Raw genomic sequence first — 19,384 nt, forward strand, 5'->3', positions numbered from 1 at the left:
CCGCAGCGGAGATTCCCGACCCGGCGGCCGGGAGACGACATGCAGATCCTGCTGCTGGCCGGCGCGTTCAACAGTTTGACCCAACGCGTCTTCGCTGAACTGGGTGACCACGGACACCATGTAGCGGTTCAACTCGCCCTGGGAGACGCCTCGTTGCGTGCGGCGGTGCAGCGGTACCGGCCGGATCTGATCATCGCTCCGATGCTCAAGTCCCCCGTTCCGTACGACATCTGGTCCACGCACACCTGCCTGATCGTCCACCCCGGACCAGCCGGTGACCGCGGCCCGTCCTCGCTCGACTGGGCCATCCACGAGGGTGCGAGCCGCTGGGGCGTGACCGTGCTGCAGGCCGAGGCCGAGATGGACGCCGGACCCGTCTGGGCGTCCGTGCCCTGCGACGTGCCGCCCGTCGGCAAGAGCGACCTGTACCGCAACGAGATCGCCGACGCCGCGCTCGAAGCCGTACTCATCGCCGTGGAACGGTTCGCCTCCGGCACCTTCGTCCCGCGGCGGCAAACCGACCCCGCGCTCCGCGGCGCCGTACGGACCAGGCCGCCGATGACCCAGGCCACCCGCCGCATCGACTGGGAGCGCGACCCGACCGCGACGGTGCTGCGCAAGCTGCGCGCCGCCGACTCCCGGCCGGGGGTACGCGACGAACTGCTGGGCTCCACCTGGTTCCTGTGCGGCGGACATGCCGAGAGCCGGCTGTCCGGCCGTCCCGGACGGCTGCTGGCCACCCGGGCGGGTGCCGTGTGCCGGGCGACGGTGGACGGCGCGGTCTGGATCCCCCAACTGCGCCCGTGCCGTGTGCCGGGCGGCCCCGCCCCCTTCGGCCTGCCCGCCACTCTCGCGCTGGGCGACCGGCTGCCGCGGCTCCCCGAGGTCCCCGCGCCTGTCCACCAGGACGGAGAGCGGCCCGCCTGGAGTGACATCCGCTACCACGAGGTGGGCCCGGCGGGTTTCCTGTCGTTCTCCTTCCCCGGAGGCGCGATGGACACCGGGCAGTGCCGCCGCCTGCTCGCCGCCTATCGGGTGGCCTGCACCCGGCCGACCTCCGTCCTGGTGCTGGGCGGCGAGCGGGACTTCTTCAGCAACGGGATCCAGCTGAACGTCATCGAGGCCGCAGCTGACCCGGCTGCCGAGTCCTGGGCCAACATCGGCGCCATGGATGATCTGGTCGAGGCGGTGCTGACCACCACCGACCGGCTCGTGGTCGCGGCGCTGGGCGGCAACGCGGCGGCCGGCGGCGCGATGCTCGCGTTGGCCGCCGACGAGGTGTGGTGCCGCCGAGGCGCCGTACTCAACCCGCACTACCGCCTCATGGGCCTGTACGGCTCCGAGTACTGGACCTACACGCTGCCCCGACGGGTCGGTGAAGACACTGCCCGGCGGCTGACCGAGCAGGCCCTGCCCCTCAGTGCCCGCGCGGCGGCCGGTCTGGGGCTCGTCGACCGGCTGCTGGAGTGCCGCCCCGGGGAATTCCCCGCCGAGGTCGCCCATCTGGCCGCCAGGACGGCCGAGGGGCCGGACGTGCAGCGCCGCATCGCCGGAAAGAAGGCCGCGCTGGAGCGGCAGAACGCGCTCCGTCCGCTCGCCGCCCACCGCGCGGCGGAGCTGGCCCGCATGCGCCGCACATTCTTCGACCCGGCCGCGCCGTACCACGCGCTGCGCGGAGCGTTCGTGCACAAGGAACCGCCGCGCGCCACCCCGATGCACCTGCGGTCCGACCGTGGTCGCTGAGCGGTTGCCCGGCCCCCCACCCGGACGCCGCTGGACCGTCACTGGACTGGTCCCCTCCGACGGCACCCCGCGGCGTGTCAGCTGCTAGGACGGACACCAAGGGGCGTTATGTGCCTGATGTGGATTTTCCGGATCCGGAACCAGAGGAGGCATCCGCATGGATGCAGCATCTTCGACTCTGCACGGCCCCACCGCCGCTGAGCCCGCTGCCGGTGCGGATGAGGAAGCCCCGATCCACATCCTCTGGATCAACGCCGGCCTGAGCTGCGACGGCGACTCCGTGTCGCTGACCGCCGCCACCCAGCCCAGCATCGAACAGATCGCCCTCCAGGCGCTGCCCGGACTGCCCAAGATCGCCGTGCACTGGCCGCTGATCGACTTCGAATGCGGGCCGGTCCAGGGCGCGGACACCTTCATCGAATGGTTCTTCAAGGCGGAGCGCGGCGAGATCGAGCCGTTCGTGCTGGTCGTCGAGGGATCCATCCCCAACGAGTCGATCAAGCCCGAGGGCTACTGGTGCGGCTTCGGCGACGACCCCGAGACCGGCCAGCCGATCACCACCAGTGAATGGATCGACCGCCTCGCCCCCAAGGCCCTCGCGGTCGTCGCCATCGGCACCTGCGCCACCTACGGCGGCATCCACGCCATGGAGGGCAACCCCACCGGCGCGATGGGCGTACCCGACTACCTCGGCTGGGACTGGAAGTCCGGCGCCGGCATCCCGATCGTGTGCGTACCGGGCTGCCCCATCCAGCCGGACAACTTCGCCGAGACCCTGACGTACCTCCTCTACCAGGCCGCAGGCTCGGCCCCGATGATCCCGCTGGACGACAAGCTGCGCCCGACCTGGCTGTTCGGTGCCACCGTCCACGAGGGCTGCGACCGCGGCGGCTACTACGAGCAGGGGGAGTTCGCCACCACCTACGACTCGCCCAAGTGCCTGGTGAAGCTGGGGTGTTGGGGGCCGGTGGTGAAGTGCAACGTCACCAAGCGCGGCTGGATGGACGGCATCGGCGGCTGTCCCAACGTCGGTGGCATCTGCATCGCCTGCACCATGCCCGGCTTCCCCGACAAGTTCATGCCGTTCATGGACGAACCGCCCGGCGGCAAGGTCTCCAGCACGGCCAGCGGCATCTACGGCCGCGTCATCCGCAGGCTGCGCGAGATCACCGTCAAGACGGTGGACAAGGAGCCGCGCTGGCGCCACACCGGCACCGAACTCACCACCGGCTACCGCGCACCCTGGTGACGCCCCGCCGACACCCCCGACCCGGCTGACATCCCCGCTCGACGAAGGCGAAGGGCACCGCAGACACGATGGCACCGACGACGAAGACGTCCGCAGACGGCAGCGGCCTGACGGAGATGTCCTGGGATCCGATCACCCGGATCGTAGGAAGCCTCGGCATCCACACGAAGATCGACTTCAAGCAGAAGCGGGTGGCGGAGTGCTACAGCACCTCGTCGGTCTTCCGCGGCTACAGCGTCTTCATGCGCGGCAAGGACCCGCGTGACGCGCACTTCATCACCAGCCGCATCTGCGGAATCTGCGGCGACAACCACGCCACCTGCTCGGTCTACGCGCAGAACATGGCGTACGGCGTGAAGCCGCCGCACCTCGGCGAGTGGATCATCAACCTCGGCGAAGCCGCGGAGTTCATGTTCGACCACAACATCTTCCAGGAGAACCTGGTCGGGGTCGACTACTGCGAGAAAATGGTCCGCGAGACCAACCCCGGTGTCCTCGACCTCGCCGAACGCACCGAGGCGCCGCACGCCGCCGAGCACGGCTACCGCACCATCGCCGACATCATGCGCTCCCTCAACCCGCTCGAAGGCGAGTTCTACCGCGAAGCGCTCCAGGTCAGCCGCTACACCCGGGAGATGTTCTGCCTCATGGAAGGCAGACACGTCCACCCCTCCACGCTGTACGCCGGCGGCGTCGGCACCGTCGCCTCCGTCCAGCTCTTCACCGACTACCTCAGCCGGCTGATGCGCTACGTCGAATTCATGAAACGCGTCGTGCCGCTGCACGACGACCTCTTCGACTTCTTCTACGAAGCGCTGCCCGGCTATGAAGAGGTCGGCCGCCGACGCGTCCTGCTGGGCTGCTGGGGCGCCCTCAACGACCCGGACCACTGCGACTTCACCTACCGCAACATGACCGACTGGGGCCGGCGGATGTTCGTCACCCCCGGCATCGTCGTGGACGGCAAACTCGTCACCAACGACCTCACCGAGATCAACCTCGGCATCCGGATCCTGCTCGGCAGCTCCTACTACGACGACTGGGCGGGCCAGGAGCAGTTCGTCACGCACGACCCGCTCGGCAATCCCGTCGACCCGCGCCACCCGTGGAACCAGCACACCATCCCCGCCCCGCAGAAGCGGAACTTCGAGGACAAGTACAGCTGGGTGATGTCCCCGCGCTGGTTCGACGGCACGGACCACCTCGCCCTGGACACCGGCGGCGGCCCCCTCGCCCGCCTGTGGTCCACCGCCCTGTCCGGGCTCGTCGACTGCGGCTACGTCAAGTCCACAGGGCACAGCGTCGTCATCAACCTGCCGCGCTCGCTCACCAAGCCGGAGACCAGCTTCGAGTGGAAGATCCCGAAGTGGAGCAACGCGCTGGAGCGCAACCGCGCCAGGACCTACTTCCAGGCGTACACCGCCGCCGTCGCCCTGCACTTCGCGGAGAAGGCGCTCGGAGAGGTCCGCGCCGGACGCACCCAGACCTGGGAAAAATTCGAGGTGCCGGACGAGAGCATCGGCTGCGGCTTCACCGAAGCGGTCCGCGGCGTCCTCTCCCACCACATGGTGATCAGGGACGGCAAGATCGCCAACTACCACCCCTATCCGCCGACACCGTGGAACGCCAGCGTCCGTGACACCTACGGCACCCCGGGCCCCTATGAGGACGCCGTGCAGAACACCCCGATCTTCGAGGAGAACCCGCCGGACACCTTCAAGGGCATCGACATCATGCGTGCCGTACGCAGCTTCGACCCCTGTCTGCCGTGCGGAGTCCACATGTACGTCGGCGGCGGCAGGACCGTGCAGGAGACGCACCTGCCCACCGGGCTGAGCGGACTGGCCGGATGAGCGCCGATGAGGCCGGCCGCAAGGTCGAAGAGGTACTCGACCGTCTCGCGGCGCACAGCGACCCCACGGTGGGCGCCGCAGCGGAAGAACTCGTCCGCGTCCTGATGGACTTCTACGGCGCGGGACTCGCCCGCGTCGTCGCGCTGCTCCGCACGGCGGACGGCACACCACTGCCGGCGCTGCTGGACGACGAGCGCGTCGCCGGACTGCTGGCGCTGCACGGCCTGCACCCCGAGGACGTCCCCGCCCGCATCACGCGGGCCCTGCACGCCGCCGGGGCACAGGACGTCGGCGTCGAGGAGTTCGACGAGGGGACCGGCGCCCTCCGGCTTCGTCAGGAAGGCGGCGGCTGCGGCTGCCCCAGCACCGGCGAGGCCACCCGGCAGCGCATCGAGAGCGCCCTGGCCTGCTACGCACCGGAAGTGACCGGCGTCGAACTGCGGCAGCCCGCCGCGCCCGCCCCCGAGGCACCGCTGCTGCAGATCGGCAACCGCCCTCCGGAGCCCGCGCAGGCCGGCTCCGCAGGCCCCGTTCGGACAACAGCGCCGTGAACACACCGCACACCGCCCAGGACCGGCCGGGATCCCCACCGCGTGGCCTGCACCGCTTCACCCGGCCCCGGCCGCCCGAACCGGAACGCTGCGAACTGTGCGGCGCGGACCTGACCGCGGGGCACCGGCACCTCGTCGACACCGAACACCGTTCGCTCGCCTGCGCCTGCCCGCCCTGCGCACTGCTCTTCGACCGCCCCGGCGCGGGCAGCGGACGCTTCCGCACGGTGCCGGGGCGCGTCCTGGCCGACCCGGGGACCACACCGGCCACCGACGCCTGGAACGCCCTGCACATCCCGGTCAGCATCGCCTTCTTCTTCCGCAACTCCGCGCTAGGCCGGCCCGTCGCCCTGTACCCCAGCCCGGCGGGTGCCACCGAAAGCGAGATCGACCCTGCCGCGTGGGATGCGGCCTTCGCCGGTTCCGCCCTCGCTGAGCTGCTCGAACCCGATGTCGAGGCGCTCCTGGTCCGGCGCGCCGGCGAACGCAGCGACTGCTACCTCGTGCCGGTCGATCTTGCCTACGAACTCGTCGGCCGGATGCGGCTGCACTGGAAGGGCTTCGACGGCGGCGCCGAGGCCCGCGCCGAACTCGACTCCTTCTTCGGTGAGTTGACGAAGCGGGCCACCGATGTGCCCAGGGAGGCGGAACACCGGTGAGCGACCTCGCCTTCTCCTGCACCGGCGTGCACGCCGACCCGTACGCCGCGGGCCCCACCCTCGTCTTCCGTCTGCGCATCACCGCGTCAGGAACCGAGCGGGTGCACGCCCTCGCTCTCCGCTGCCAGTTCCGCATCGAACCGGCCCGGCGGCGCTACTCGGACGAGGAGGCCGCGCACCTCGGCGACCTGTTCGGTGAGCGGGCCCGTTGGGGGAGCACCCTCAACCCTCTCCAGTTCGCCCATGTCTCCGTGGTGGTCCCCGGTTTCACCGGCGAGACCGAAGTGGAACTGCCGGTGCCCTGCACCTACGACACCGACGTCGCATCGGCGAAGTACTTCGCCGCACTCGAAGCCGATGAAGTACCGCTGCTGCTGCTCTTCTCCGGCACGGCCTTCCGGGGTGCGGGCGGCTTCCGGGTACAGCCGGTGCCCTGGGACAAAGAAGCGACGTGCCGGATGCCCGTACGCGTCTGGAAGGAAATGATCGAGCAGCACTTTCCCGGCTGCGGCTGGCTCCGCCTGCCGCGCGCCACCATGAACGCACTCAGCGCCTACCGCTCCCGGCGCGCGCTGCCCTCCTGGGAAGAGACCGTCCTGGCGCTCCTCGCCGCCGCAGGAGAAGCCCCGCGCACCACGCCCGTACCGGGGACACCCCCACGCTCCCAGGAGGCACTGTCATGACATCCGCCGCGCCCGAGCCCGCGACGGAGCAACTGTTCGCCCACGCCCGCCAGATCGCCGACGCCGTCCTGCTCGAAGGCTACGTGCTCTACCCGTACCGGGCCTCGGCGGCGAAGAACCGCATGCGCTGGCAGTTCGGCGTTCTCGTCCCACCGAAGTGGCGCGGTGCCGCATCCGAACACAGCCGGCAGCGCACCGAGTGCCTGCTGGAACCTCGCGGCAACCCCACCCTCCACGCACAGGTCCGCTTCCTGCACGCCCAGCGCCGCACCGTCCAGCGGGTGCGGGACGACGGCACGTACCGAACCGTGGCCTCGCTGGAGCTGACGGACCGCGTCGTACAGCCCTGGGACGAGGGCGTGACGGAGCAGGCCGGCCTCGCCGTCGACGTTTCCCGGCTGACCGGCGAGGGGGTGCGCCTGCCCTTCTCCCTGCCGGCCCGTGAGGACACCGAACCCCTCTACGACAACGGCCTCCTGGTGGGCCGCCAGGTCCGGCGCCGGGAACGCGTGGCGGGGGAGCTGCACCTGACCGCCACTGAACTCGACGGCCCCTGCCGCGTCCTGCGGCTCACCGCGACCGTACGCAACACCGGCGACTGGACCGGGGAAGGGAACGGAACGGGCCGCACGGACCGGGCGGCGGCGCTGCCGCACTCGCTGGTCTCCGCGCACCTGCTGCTCGGTCTCACCTCCGGCGCTTTCCTCTCCATGACCGACCCGCCCGAGTGGGCATCGGGCGCCGTCGCCGCCTGCCGCAACGAGCACACCTGGCCCGTCCTGGCAGGCGCCGACGGCGACGCGAGGACCGTGCTGTCCTCCCCGATCATCCTGGAGGACCACCCGCAGATCGCCCCGGAGAGCCCCGGCACCCTGTACGACGCCACGGAGATCGACGAAATCCTCGCACTGCGCACCGCCGCCCTGACCGACCAGGAAAAGCGCGAGGCACGCGGCACGGACGACCGGGCGGCTGCGGTCATCGACCTCGCCGACTCGATGCCGCCCGAAGTGCTCGAAAGGCTGCACGGCGCGGTCCGGGCGCTGCGCGAGGTCACCGGCAAGCAGCCGCCGCCACCCCCGGCACCGCCTCGGGCAGCGGGCGCAACCCCCGCCCCGTTCGAGGGCGGGACACCAGGCGCACCCTGGTGGGATCCGGCCGCCGACGCCGCGGTCGACCCGGTCCGCGACCGCGTCGTCGTCGACGGCACCCCGGTCGGCGCGGGCAGCCGGGTCGTACTGCGTCCAGGACTGCGCCGCACCGACGCCCAGGACCTGTTCCTGCACGGCCGCGCGGCGGTGGTGGAAGCGGTGCTGCACGACGTCGACGGCGGGGTGCATCTCGCGGTCACCGTGGACGGCGACCCCGGTGCCGACGTGCGCAGGGACCAGGGCCGCTTCCTGTACTTCCAGCCGGACGAACTGGCTCCGCTCGCCCCGGTGGAGGACGCGTGAACCGCACCCCGCCACCGGCGGCCGGGCGCCGCGTCCTCGTGGCCGGCATCGGCAACATCTTCCTCGGTGACGACGGCTTCGGCGTGGAGACCATCCGCCGCCTGGCCGCACACCCCCTCCCGCCGGACACCGAACTCGTCGACACCGGCGTACGCGGTGTCGATCTCGCCTACCGGATGCTCGACGGCTACGACACCGTCGTCCTGGTGGACGCGGTGCCTGGGGACGGCCCGCCGGGCACGGTCCGCCTCATCGAACCGAAACGCGCCCAGGCGCCACCGGGCCCGGCCGTCATCGATGGCCACCACATGACACCTGATGCGGTGCTGGCGCTGCTGGACCACCTGAGCGAGAGCACCGGAGGCGGCAAGCCGCGCCGGGTGCTCGTAGTGGGATGCGTCCCGGAGTGTCTGGACGAGGGCATCGGTCTCAGCGGCCCCGTGGCGGCGGCTGTCGAGGAGGCGGTACGGCTGCTCCGCCGGATCCTGTCCGATGCCACGGCCGTGCGCCCCGCCGCGCCGGCACCCGCGAGCGGGCCCGGGGCCTGCCCCTGAGACGAAGGAGTCACCCATGCGAAAGACCCTGCTGGTAGGGGCAGCCGTGGCCGCTGTCGCCGCGGGCGGCGCGATTGCCCTGCTGCTGCCCGACATCAAGCGCTACCTGAAGATCCGGTCCATGTGAGCCGCCGCGCACCGCTGGTCGGTGCGGACGCCCGAACGGCGGACGGTGCGGTACCGACGGCGGCGTGGCGGAACACCCACCGCCACCCCGCCCTCTGTAATGACACCGGCCGCTCAGGCGGCCCGGACGGCACGCGCGGTCCGGCACGCGATCCGGAGTGAGACCGATGCACGAGATGTCCCTCGCACTGGCGGTGGTCGAACAGGTCGGCAGCGCCCTGCAGGACGAGCCGGACGGAACCGTCGAAGCCGTCCGCCTCCAGGTCGGCGAGCTGGCCGGGGTCGTCCCCGACGCCCTGCACTTCTCGTTCGGGCTCGCCTGCGAGGGAACCGCCCTGGCAGGCGCCGCCCTGCACATCGACACCGTGCCGGGGCGCGCCCGCTGTGCGCCGTGCGGACAGGAGTGGGCCACCGGCATGCCGCCCCAATTGTCCTGCCCGGCCTGCCGCGGCACCACCGCAGCTCTCGTCTCGGGGCGCGAACTGCAGATCGTCAGCGTGCACCGGGCCGACCGCGGCGTCGTGCCCGCCCCCGCATCCGAGGAGAGCTGAAGCCATGTGCCGAGTCGTCGATCTCCAGCAAGCCGTGCTCGCCAAGAACGACCGGCGCGCCCAGGCATTGCGCACCGAACTCGCCGCCCGCGACACCACGGTGGTCAATCTGCTGTCCAGCCCGGGAAGCGGCAAGACCGCGCTGCTGGAGGCCGAACTCACCCTCGCCCGCTCCCGCGGCATCCCGGTGGCCGCCCTCACCGCCGACCTGGCCACCGAGAACGACGCCATCCGCCTGGGACGCTCCGGCGTGCCGGTGAAGCAGGTCCTCACCGATGGGCTGTGCCACCTGGAAGCGGACATGCTCCGGGCGCACCTCGACGGCTGGCTGCCGGACGACACCCGAACACTGTTCGTCGAGAACGTGGGAAACCTGGTCTGCCCGGCCTCTTACGACCTCGGCGAATCGCTGCGGGTGGCCCTGTGCTCGGTCACCGAGGGCGAGGACAAACCTCTGAAGTACCCGACCGCCTTCGGGCTCGCCCACCTCGTGCTGGTGACCAAGAGCGACCTCGCCCAGGCCGTCGGCTTCGACGAGGCCGCCTTCCGCGCACACGTCCAGCAGGTCAACCCCGGCGTCGAAACCGTCCTCACCTCCGTACGGACCGGCGAGGGCATCGGCATCCTGCTGGAACACGCGCTTGCCGCCCACGGAGGCGCAGCCGGCCACCGGCCCGTCATGGCCAGGCAGGCACCGTCCGGCGGTGGCCACCATCACCCCCACCACCACGACGGTGTCACGCACAGCCACTCATGACCGCGTATCAGGAAGCGGTCGCGGCCCCGCCCGGCACCGAACGCCGACGGGTCACCGTCCGCGGTGTCGTTCAGGGCGTCGGCTTCCGCCCGTTCGTCTTCACCCTCGCCGCGGAGCTGGGACTGACGGGCCACGTCGGCAACACCGGGGACGGCGTGGTCGCCGAGGTCGAGGGAGCCCCCTCCGCGGTGGACGCCTTCTGCCGCCGGGTCGGCTCCGACGCACCGCCGCTCGCCGTCGTCGAGTCCGTCGCCCACGAGACGGTCGCACCGGGCGGCGACGCCGGGTTCCGCATCGCCGCCACCCCTACCGGAGAGCACGCCCGCACCCTCGTCGCGCCCGACACGGCCACCTGCGAGGACTGCCGGGCCGAGCTGGCCGACCCCCAAGACCGCCGCTACCGGCACCCCTTCATCACCTGCACCCACTGCGGGCCGCGCTTCACCATCGTCACCGGCCTGCCCTACGACCGGGCCACCACCACCATGGCCGGCTTCCCGATGTGCGCACGCTGCGCCCGCGAGTACGCCGACCCCGCAGACCGGCGCTTCCACGCCCAGCCGGTCGCCTGCCACGACTGCGGCCCCCGACTGGAACTGCGCCGCCACCCGGGCGCCGCCGCCGACGCAGGTGCTCAGACCGACCCGGTCGCCGCGGCGCGGCGGATGCTCGCCGACGGCGCGATCATCGCGGTCAAGGGCCTCGGCGGCTACCACCTCGCCTGCGACGCGACCCGCGCCCGCAGCGTGCGGCTGCTGCGGGAGCGCAAGGCCCGCGGCGACAAACCGTTCGCCGTCATGGCCCGGGACCTCGCCACCGTCGAAGAACTCGTACACCTCTCCGCCGCGGAGCGGGACGTCCTCACGAGCCGCCGCCGGCCCATCGTCCTGCTCCGCAGGCGGGCCGGCACCGACGGCCTGCCGCACGCCCCGGCCGTCGCCGACGCCGTCGCACCCGGCAGCCCCGACCTGGGCATCCTGCTGCCCTACACACCGCTCCACCACCTGCTGTTCGGCCTGCCAGGCGACCCGCCGGGGCCCGCGCTGCTCGTCATGACCAGCGGCAACCGCTCCGGCGAGCCCATCGTCACCGACGACGAGGACGCCTTCACCACCCTCGCACCCCTGGCCGACGGCTGGCTCACCCACGACCGGCCGATCCACGTGCCCTGTGACGACTCGGTGGTGCGGATGATCGACGGCGATCCGGTGCTGCTGCGCAGATCCCGCGGCTACGCGCCGTTCCCGCTGCCGCTGCCGCTCCCCGTCACTCCGGCACTCGCCGTCGGCGGCGACCTCAAGAACGTCTTCTGCCTGGGCGAAGGCCGACGGGCCTGGCTGTCCGCGCACATCGGCGACATGGACGACCTGGCGACCCTCACCGCCTTCGACCGGGCCGAGAGCAGCCTGGAAGACCTCACCGGCGTCCGCCCGCGGCTCGTCGCCGCCGACCGGCACCCCGGCTACCGTTCGCTGAGCCGGGCCCGGCGCGCCGCGGGCACCCACGACGTACGACAGGTCCAGCACCACCACGCCCACATCGCCTCCGCCATGGCCGAACACGGCCTCGACGGCCGCAGACAGGTGATCGGCGTCGCCTTCGACGGCACCGGCTACGGCGACGACGGCGCGGTGTGGGGCGGCGAGTTCCTGCTCGCCGACTACGCCGGCTTCCACCGCTTCGCCCACCTCACGTACGTACCGCAGCCCGGCGGCGACGCGGCCGTACGGCACCCCTACCGGATGGCCCTGGCCCACCTGCACGCGGCCGGCCTGCCCTGGAGCGCCGACCTGCCCTGCACCCGGGCCTGCCCGCCGGCTGAACTACCGCTGCTCGCCCGCCAGTTGACGCGCCGACTGAACTGCGCCCCCACCTCCAGCATGGGCCGCCTCTTCGACACCGTCGCGTCCCTGTCCGGCGTCTGCCACACGGCCGGATACGAGGCACAGGCCGCCGTCGCGCTCGAAGCGGCGGCCTGCCGTGCCCCCGGTGACGCGGCGCACGACCTGCCGCAGGGCTACACGTTCGCCCTGCGCGACGCGCCGTCGGGCACCGCGACCGCCGACCCCGCACCGCTCCTCGCCGCCATCACCGGCGATGTGCGGGCCGGCGTCCCCGCCGAGCGGATCGCGGCAGGCTTCCACCACGCCGTCGCGCTCCTGGTCGGCCGGGTCTGCGCCGCCGCCCGCGACCGGCACGGCCTGGACACCGTCGCCCTCACCGGCGGCGTCTTCGCCAACCGGCTGCTGTCCGCGTCCTGCGCCCGCACGCTGCGCGCGGACGGCTTCACCGTGCTGCGCCACCGGCTGGTCCCGCCCGGCGACGGGGGACTGGCACTCGGCCAGCTGATGGTCGCCGCCCGCGCGGACCGCCCCCGCGGGCAGGACGCGGACACCACCCCCTAGAGAAACCCGATCCCGCAGAGCGAGGAGAACCCCATGTGTCTCGCGGTACCCGGCAAGGTGCTGGAGATCCGGCAGCGTGACGGTACGCGCATGGCCACCGTCGACTTCGGCGGCGTGCTCAAGGACGTGTGCCTGGAATATCTGCCGGACCTGGAGGTCGGGGAGTACGCCATCGTCCACGTCGGCTTCGCGCTCCAGAAGCTGGACGAGGAATCGGCCCGGCAGACCCTCGCACTCTTCAGTGATCTCGGCTTGCTGGAGGAGGAGTTCGGCGACCCGTGGGAAGCGGTCGCCGGGGAGGACGCCGCCCCTGCATCAGGCGGCGGGCCCACGGCAGACGCGGCGCAGGAGGCACAGCGGTGAAGTACCTGGAGGAATTCCGGAACCCGGATCTGGCACGGCGGCTGCTGGACGACATCCACGCCACCGTCACCCGGCCGTGGTCCCTGATGGAGGTGTGCGGCGGCCAGACACACACCATCATCCGGCACGGGATCGACCAACTCCTGCCGGAACAGGTGGAGTTGATTCACGGGCCCGGCTGCCCGGTGTGCGTCACCCCGCTCGACGTCATCGACAAGGCCCTGGAGATCGCCTCCCGCCCGGACGTGATCTTCTGCTCCTTCGGCGACATGCTGCGGGTACCGGGCACCGGGCGTGACCTCTTCCGGGTACGCAGCGAGGGCGGCGACGTCCGCGTCGTCTACAGCCCGCTGGACGCGCTCAAGGTCGCCCAGGACAACCCGGACAAGGAAGTCGTCTTCTTCGGGATCGGCTTCGAGACCACCGCGCCGCCCAACGCCATGACCGTGTACCAGGCGCGACGGCTGGGCATCCGCAACTTCAGCCTGCTCGTGTCGCACGTACGGGTGCCGCCGGCCATCGAGGCGATCATGCGGTCCGGCGACTGCCGCGTCCAGGGCTTCCTCGCCGCCGGGCACGTGTGCAGCGTGATGGGTATGGACGAATACCCGGAGCTGGCCGCACGCCACCGGGTGCCCATCGTGGTGACCGGATTCGAGCCGCTGGACATCCTCGAAGGCGTCCGCCGCACCGTGCAGCAGCTGGAGCGCGGCGAACACCGTGTCGACAACGCCTACGCGCGCGCCGTACGCCCCGGGGGAAACCCCGCGGCCAAGGCGATGCTCGCCGACATCTTCGAGGTCACCGACCGCGCCTGGCGCGGCATCGGCATCATCCCGGACAGCGGGTGGCGGCTCTCCGCGCGCTATCGCGCATACGACGCCGAGCACCGCTTCTCGGTCACCGGCATCACCACCGAGGAGCCCGCCGACTGCCGCAGCGGCGACGTACTCCAGGGACTGATCAAGCCCCACGAGTGCGCGGCGTTCGGCACCGCCTGCACCCCGCGCACCCCGCTCGGCGCCACCATGGTCTCCAGCGAGGGAGCCTGCGCCGCCTACTACCTCTACCGCCGGCTCGGCGGCACCGCCGCACCACTGGAGGCGAACCCCGTTGTCTGACACCACCATCCGAGAGGCCGCACCGCCGGCGCCGGACTTCTCCGGCTGGGCCTGCCCCGCGCCGCTGCGGGACCAGCCCCGCATCGTCATGGGCCACGGTGGAGGAGGGGTGCTCTCCGCCGAACTCGTGGAGCACGTCTTCGCGCCCGCCTTCGGCGGCACGGTGCTCGCCGGACTCGCCGACTCCGCCGTGGTGACGCTGGGCGGGGCCCGGCTGGCCTTCTCCACCGACTCCTACGTGGTGCGGCCGTTGTTCTTCCCCGGCGGAAGCATCGGTGACCTCGCGGTCAACGGCACGGTCAACGACCTCGCCATGAGCGGCGCCCGCGCCGCGTACCTCTCCTGCGGCTTCATCCTGGAGGAGGGGGTCGAGGTGTCGCTGGTGGCGCGGGTGGCCGAGGCCCTGGGCGCCGCCGCCAGGACCGCAGGTGTGGAGGTCGCCACCGGTGACACCAAGGTCGTCGAAGCCGGGCACGGCGACGGCATCTACCTCAACACCGCGGGCATCGGGCTGATCCCGGACGGCGTCGACATCCGCCCGCAGCGCGCCGTCCCCGGTGACGTGGTGCTCGTCAGCGGGCCCATCGGCGTGCACGGCGTGGCCGTCATGAGCGTGCGGGAAGGGCTCGAATTCGGCGTCGGCATCGAGAGCGACTGCGCGGCACTGGGCGGGCTCGTCGAGGCGATGCTCGCCGTCACCCCGGACCTGCACGTACTCCGTGACCCCACCCGGGGCGGCCTGGCCACCGCCCTCGGAGAGATCGCCGCCGCGGCGTCGGTCGGCGTGGTCGTCCAGGAACGGAGCCTGCCGGTACCGGAGACGGTGGCCAACGCCTGCGCGGTGCTGGGCCTGGACCCGATGTACGTGGCGAACGAGGGCAAGCTGGTCGCCTTTGTGCCCCGCGCGCACGCCGACGCCGTACTGGAAGCGATGCGCTGCCACCCGCTGGGCGCGGATGCCACGGTCATCGGCGAGTGCGTAGCCGACCACCCCGGCATGGTCGTCGCCCGTACCGGTCTCGGCGGCACGCGGGTGGTCGATCTGCCGATCGGGGAGCAGCTACCACGAATCTGCTGACCTCTGTGAGCGCGAGGGGCTCAACTCCCCGGGAAGCCGGGCCCACCACACGCTTCACCGCAGGCGGCGGAGCATCACTGCGCCGTGTACGCGCAACGACGCGATGCCAACCCCGCCTGGGTCCATACCGGCAGTCACCACCGCGGACGCACCACGGGCCCAGTGGTAAGGCGTGGTCACCACACATGCCAGGCAGTGCCGCCGGTGGCTCCTGGTGCGGTACGTACTGGCGCCGGCCAGTGCATCGAGCCGCTCGACCAGCCTGCGCAGCTCCGCCGCCTCCAGAGCCCTAAGGGGCCGGGGGACGGGGCTGGTCCTCGCCCGGAGTGCCGCTCAGCAGGGGAGAGTGGTGTGGCCGGCGGCGCCTGTGGCGCCTGTGATGCCGTCCGCGGTGGCCGTGGCGTCGGTTCCGTTGCCGCCGGGCTTGCCGGGGCACACCGGGCTGGCGGCGCCGCCGGCCCCGCCAGTGCCACCCTTGTGGCCGCCGCCGGCCGTGGCGGCACCACCGTTGCCGCCCTTGCCGCCGACGATGCCGGTACCGGCGTTGCCTACGCCGCCTACGCCCCCTTTGCCGCCGGTGCCACCGAGAGCGGCTGCACCCCCGTTACCCCCGTTGCCCCCGTTGCCGGTGGCGCCACCGGCACCGCCCGCGCCACCTGTGCCGCCGGTGCTTCCGCTGCCGTTGGCGTTCCCGCCGGCGCCACCGTTACCGCCGTTGCCGTTGGCGCCGGCGGCGCCGCCGACGCCGCCGAGGCCACCGATACCGCCATTGCTCCCCAAGCCGTTGGCGCCGTTGGCACCGGGGACGCCGATAGCGCGGAGGCCAACGTGGGTCCGGGCGCCGGGCGCGTCGGCTTGGGGCGCCGCGGAAGCGAGTGCGGGGGTGGAGGCGAGGCCGACTACGGCGATCGCGGCAATCAGGAGGGTCCGGGGGCTGGCGGTGACGCGCATGGGGTGCGCCTTTCGGTTTGTGCAGCCGGAGACATTCTCCGACTCGCCAGCGACCAACTTATGTACAAATAACCCGGTTCGCCTTTTATGTTTCATGTTCATGGGGTATCGGAACGAACTCGCCGACCTGATGCGCGAGCGGTTCGGCCCGAAGGGGGAACGCGTACAGCCCGTCCCGTAGGCGGCGGTGTTGTCCTCACCGCCACGATGGCCGGCCTCCTCCAAGAAGACGGCTTCGCCGCCTTCTTGGGATCAGCGCTGCGCGCCGACCGGGACTGCCATAGCCCAGACGCGATCACCCGGCCCCCGTTCGACGACACCGCCATCAGCACGCACGTCCTGCGCTCGATGTCCGTCGGCTTTGTCATGCGTGAAGACGCCCCGCTCGCCCTTTGCGCTTCGGTGTCTTCCGCCGGCCTTGCCGACCGCCGGTGGATCACGCGCTTGACCTCGTGCACCGCACCTGGGGTGAGACCGGCGAGACGCTCGCGATCGTGGCCAGGGCCACCACCTCGATGTGGCAGATCGCCCAACCCGTCGGGAGCCTGCAGACCGAGCGCGGACGGACCGACCGAGTAGCGGCCGAGAGGCTACTCAGTGTCGGCGGGGAAGGGATCACCGGGACCGAAACCGCTCATGGCGCCAAAGGTACCTGCTGGTTCCTATCGGAAACCTAGCCTGGGTTTCTCCCCCTTCCGAGACAGGAGAGTCATGCGAGTCATCACCCAGCAGGCACTCGGCGGTCCCGAGGTGCTCACCATCGTGGACGCCCCCGAGCCCCAGCCCCTTCCGACCGAGGTTCTCGTCCGCGTCAAGGCGATCGGCCTGAACCCGATAGAGGCGCTCCTGCGCGCCGGAGAGTTCCCCCCGCTGATCGGCCGGCCGCCGTTCGTCCTCGGCTGGGACATCAGCGGCGTGGTCGAGGAGGGATCGCTGACGTATCGGTTCAGGCCCGGCGACGAGGTGTTCGGGATGCCGCTGTTCCCGCGGGCGGCGAGCGCGTACGCCGAGGTCGTGTCGGCGCCGGCGTTGCACCTGGTACGCAAGCCGGCGTCGCTCTCGCACGTCGAGGCGGCGGCGCTGCCGGTCGTCGGGCTGACGGCGTGGCAGGGCCTCGTCGACCTCGGCGGCGTGACCGAGGGCGACCGCGTCCTGGTCCACGGCGGTGGTGGCGGGGTCGGCCATGTCGCGATCCAGATCGCGAAAGCGCTCGGCGCGCACGTGATCGCGACCGCCGGCGGGAGCAAGCGGAAGTTCGTCGAGGGGGTCGGCGCCGACGAGGTGATCGACTACACGGCGGTCGACTTCACCGAGGCGGTCCGCGACATGGACGTCGTGCTCGACACGATCGGCGGCGACACCGTCGAGCGGTCGCTCGAAGTGCTCCGACCGGGCGGTCACCTGGTGACGGCGGTCGCCGAGGGGGATTCGGAGCTCGTCGCCAAGTACGAGGCGGCCGGTATGCGCTTCAGCGGCATCGCGGTCGACCCCGATCCGGTCGCTCTGCGAGGTCTCGTCGAACTCGTCGAACAGGGCAAGCTCCGTGTCCACGTGCAGGAGACGTTCCCGTTCGAGCGCGTCGCCGACGCGCACCGGCTGCTCGACGGAGGTCACCTCCAGGGCAAGCTGGTCCTCACCGTCTGATCCCGTCGTGGGGTCTTGCGTGGGCGAAGCCGTGCTCAACCGGGGCCCGCCCCGCGGCCAGTGCCTTGTTGGACAGCTACTGGCCGCGGGGCAGGGGCAGGGGCCGGTTCCGGGCCGCCTTGTAGCCGGTGATCACCGCTGGGTCGGCATTGGGGCGTGTTTGAGGTGTGGTCACAGTGCCTGCCGTATCAAGGTGAGTTGGACGGTGGCCTCGTAGTGGACAGCGAGTTTGTCGTAGCGGGTGGCCACGCTTCTGGCCTGCTTCAACAGGCCGATCCTGCATGCGGTCTTGTGCCTGCGCTGGTGCATTTCGCGGTCGAAACCGGGTGGCCGGCCGCCCGCCGGGCCCCGACGGAGACGGTGTCCGGCCTGGTCCCGTGACGCAGGCGAATCGACAGGCAGTGTGAGGCATCGCGGCCTCCCCGCCCTCAAGTTGATTGTGATCAGCCGAACAGCTGGGAACCGAGCGGGTGTTGCCGGTCGAAGCCGGGGAGGATCAGGAATGTCGCGCTGGCGGTGGTGGTGGTGAAGGGCAGCAGCGCGTCGGACGTGTCCATGTGGGTGAGGGTGGCGGTGAAGGTCCGCAGGTCGTTCTGGAAGCTGATGAAGAGCAGGCCGGGGGCGGGCTCGTCGGTGCTGTAGGAGCGGCGGAGCATGAGCCCGACCCCGACCACGGTGGCGTGTGCTCTGCGCGCGTGGGCGTCCGCGGGGACGAGATAGCGCCCGTCTGGTGTCTTGGCTCCGAGTTCCGGGCCCGAGGCGGCGGCGCCGCCGGAGAGGGGGACGCCGCTGGCCCGGCGCCGCCCGAAGACCGCTTCCTGTTCGGCCACGGACAGGGCGGCGAACCGGGGCAGGTCGAGTTCCATACGCCGCAGTACGGCAAGGGTGCCGCCGGCGACCGCAGGGGGCCCCGCCAGCCACAGGTCGCGTTGTTGTTCGGCGGTCGTGTGCGGGCCCACGATGCCATCGATGAAACCGAGCAGGTTGCGTGGCGCGGTAAGGCCGTTGCCGACGGACACGTTCGTACCGCGGCGCGCGGACTGGCGCCAGCGTTCGTGGACGCGGTCACCGGCCTGGTCCAGAAGCGCGGCGGCGACGACCGGTAAGAGCAGCGCGTCGCCGGCGCAGATCTGTAGCAGCAGGTCACCACCGCGTGCTTGCGGGGCGATCCGCTCGCGGGAGAATCGCGGGAGGTCGGCCGTGCCGGGCAGCGAGGCACCGGCCGTGCGCACCAGCCGGGGGCCCACGCCGACGGTCACGGTGAGGTCGCCAGGCGGCAGGCCCAGCAGCCGCGTGTCGGTCCCCGCTGTGAGTGTGCGGATGGCCTGGCCGAGTTCGGCCAGTAACGGGCCGGGAGCCACGGTGGCACCGAGGTCGGCCACCACGGCGAGCAGGTGGGGCTGGGCCGGCTGGGGGAGCGTGATGCCTGCCTGATGACGGCCCGTCGCCGGAACCGGCATCGGCGTGGCCCCTGGGGTGGGGGCGGGCCGGCCTGGCTGGGGGGATTCCGATGTGCACCCGGCGGTCAGACCGGCGGCCATCATGGCGCCGGTGACATCGAGGAACGTGCGGCGTGACGGGCGGTGATCGGCTCGGCGCATGGAGGGCAGAGTGCCACACCCGAATCGCGCGTGCCGGTCAA

At 71.7% G+C, this 19,384-nt stretch carries 18 protein-coding genes; 16 read left to right on the forward strand and 2 right to left on the reverse strand.

Annotated features, from left to right (window positions below; genetic code table 11):
- Nucleotides 1-39: 39 nt before the first annotated feature.
- The 15 genes from ACGFNI_RS26570 to hypE all read left to right on the forward strand — a co-directional run bounded on the left by ACGFNI_RS26570 (nt 40) and on the right by hypE (nt 15,147).
- Nucleotides 40-1,743, forward strand: coding sequence for a hydrogenase maturation protein (locus ACGFNI_RS26570; RefSeq protein ID WP_393687165.1), 1,704 nt, complete (start codon nt 40-42; stop codon nt 1,741-1,743).
- A gap of 157 nt (nt 1,744-1,900) precedes the next feature.
- On the forward strand, nt 1,901-2,992 hold the full coding sequence (locus ACGFNI_RS26575) for a hydrogenase expression protein HypE (protein ID WP_393687166.1): 1,092 nt from the start codon (nt 1,901-1,903) through the stop codon (nt 2,990-2,992).
- 68 nt (nt 2,993-3,060) lie between these two features.
- Complete coding sequence (locus tag ACGFNI_RS26580) at nt 3,061-4,845, forward strand: nickel-dependent hydrogenase large subunit (RefSeq protein ID WP_393687167.1); 1,785 nt, start codon at nt 3,061-3,063, stop codon at nt 4,843-4,845.
- Nucleotides 4,842-5,396, forward strand: coding sequence for a hypothetical protein (locus ACGFNI_RS26585; protein ID WP_393687168.1), 555 nt, complete (start codon nt 4,842-4,844; stop codon nt 5,394-5,396). The genes ACGFNI_RS26580 and ACGFNI_RS26585 overlap by 4 nt, the downstream gene beginning before the upstream one ends.
- The gene (locus ACGFNI_RS26590; protein ID WP_393687169.1) at nt 5,393-6,055 is read left to right on the forward strand and encodes a DUF5947 family protein; all 663 of its coding nucleotides are present in this window, start codon (nt 5,393-5,395) and stop codon (nt 6,053-6,055) included. The genes ACGFNI_RS26585 and ACGFNI_RS26590 overlap by 4 nt, the downstream gene beginning before the upstream one ends.
- Entirely contained in the window at nt 6,052-6,738 is a 687-nt protein-coding gene (locus tag ACGFNI_RS26595) for a DUF6084 family protein (RefSeq protein ID WP_393687170.1), read from the forward strand. The genes ACGFNI_RS26590 and ACGFNI_RS26595 overlap by 4 nt, the downstream gene beginning before the upstream one ends.
- Complete coding sequence (locus ACGFNI_RS26600) at nt 6,735-8,192, forward strand: hypothetical protein (protein ID WP_393687171.1); 1,458 nt, start codon at nt 6,735-6,737, stop codon at nt 8,190-8,192. Before ACGFNI_RS26595 ends, ACGFNI_RS26600 begins: the two co-directional genes overlap by 4 nt.
- Nucleotides 8,189-8,746 (forward strand): hydrogenase maturation protease, encoded by a 558-nt coding sequence (locus ACGFNI_RS26605; RefSeq protein ID WP_393687172.1) that lies wholly within the window; start codon nt 8,189-8,191, stop codon nt 8,744-8,746. Before ACGFNI_RS26600 ends, ACGFNI_RS26605 begins: the two co-directional genes overlap by 4 nt.
- A gap of 16 nt (nt 8,747-8,762) precedes the next feature.
- Nucleotides 8,763-8,873 carry a DUF6893 family small protein gene (locus ACGFNI_RS26610; protein WP_393687173.1) on the forward strand — a complete coding sequence of 37 codons (111 nt, stop codon included), beginning with the start codon at nt 8,763-8,765 and terminating at the stop codon, nt 8,871-8,873.
- Between the two features lie 166 nt (nt 8,874-9,039).
- Nucleotides 9,040-9,423: a hydrogenase maturation nickel metallochaperone HypA gene (locus ACGFNI_RS26615; protein ID WP_393687174.1), complete on the forward strand. Its 384-nt coding sequence runs from the start codon at nt 9,040-9,042 to the stop codon at nt 9,421-9,423.
- A gap of 4 nt (nt 9,424-9,427) precedes the next feature.
- Nucleotides 9,428-10,180, forward strand: a complete 753-nt coding sequence (hypB, locus tag ACGFNI_RS26620; RefSeq protein ID WP_393687175.1) for a hydrogenase nickel incorporation protein HypB — start codon at nt 9,428-9,430, stop codon at nt 10,178-10,180.
- On the forward strand, nt 10,177-12,585 hold the full coding sequence (gene hypF, locus ACGFNI_RS26625; protein WP_393687176.1) for a carbamoyltransferase HypF: 2,409 nt from the start codon (nt 10,177-10,179) through the stop codon (nt 12,583-12,585). The genes hypB and hypF overlap by 4 nt, the downstream gene beginning before the upstream one ends.
- A 33-nt stretch (nt 12,586-12,618) precedes the next feature.
- Nucleotides 12,619-12,948: a HypC/HybG/HupF family hydrogenase formation chaperone gene (locus ACGFNI_RS26630; protein ID WP_393687177.1), complete on the forward strand. Its 330-nt coding sequence runs from the start codon at nt 12,619-12,621 to the stop codon at nt 12,946-12,948.
- Entirely contained in the window at nt 12,945-14,069 is a 1,125-nt protein-coding gene (gene hypD, locus ACGFNI_RS26635; protein WP_393687178.1) for a hydrogenase formation protein HypD, read from the forward strand. Before ACGFNI_RS26630 ends, hypD begins: the two co-directional genes overlap by 4 nt.
- Nucleotides 14,062-15,147 (forward strand): hydrogenase expression/formation protein HypE, encoded by a 1,086-nt coding sequence (gene hypE / locus ACGFNI_RS26640; protein ID WP_393687179.1) that lies wholly within the window; start codon nt 14,062-14,064, stop codon nt 15,145-15,147. Before hypD ends, hypE begins: the two co-directional genes overlap by 8 nt.
- Before the next feature lie 333 nt (nt 15,148-15,480).
- Here the strand turns inward: hypE and ACGFNI_RS26645 are convergent, their stop codons facing one another.
- The gene (locus ACGFNI_RS26645; protein ID WP_393687180.1) at nt 15,481-16,098 is read right to left on the reverse strand and encodes a hypothetical protein; all 618 of its coding nucleotides are present in this window, start codon (nt 16,096-16,098) and stop codon (nt 15,481-15,483) included.
- A gap of 711 nt (nt 16,099-16,809) precedes the next feature.
- On the opposite strand from ACGFNI_RS26645, the gene ACGFNI_RS26650 reads away from it, so the two are divergent.
- Nucleotides 16,810-17,742 carry an NADP-dependent oxidoreductase gene (locus ACGFNI_RS26650; protein ID WP_393687181.1) on the forward strand — a complete coding sequence of 311 codons (933 nt, stop codon included), beginning with the start codon at nt 16,810-16,812 and terminating at the stop codon, nt 17,740-17,742.
- 443 nt (nt 17,743-18,185) lie between these two features.
- On the opposite strand, the gene ACGFNI_RS26655 is transcribed toward ACGFNI_RS26650, so the two are convergent.
- Nucleotides 18,186-19,343, reverse strand: coding sequence for a Dyp-type peroxidase (locus ACGFNI_RS26655; RefSeq protein ID WP_393687182.1), 1,158 nt, complete (start codon nt 19,341-19,343; stop codon nt 18,186-18,188).
- Nucleotides 19,344-19,384 lie beyond the last annotated feature (41 nt).

This window comes from Streptomyces sp. NPDC048644 (genome assembly GCF_043199105.1).
In the GTDB taxonomy this organism is placed as follows: domain Bacteria; phylum Actinomycetota; class Actinomycetes; order Streptomycetales; family Streptomycetaceae; genus Streptomyces.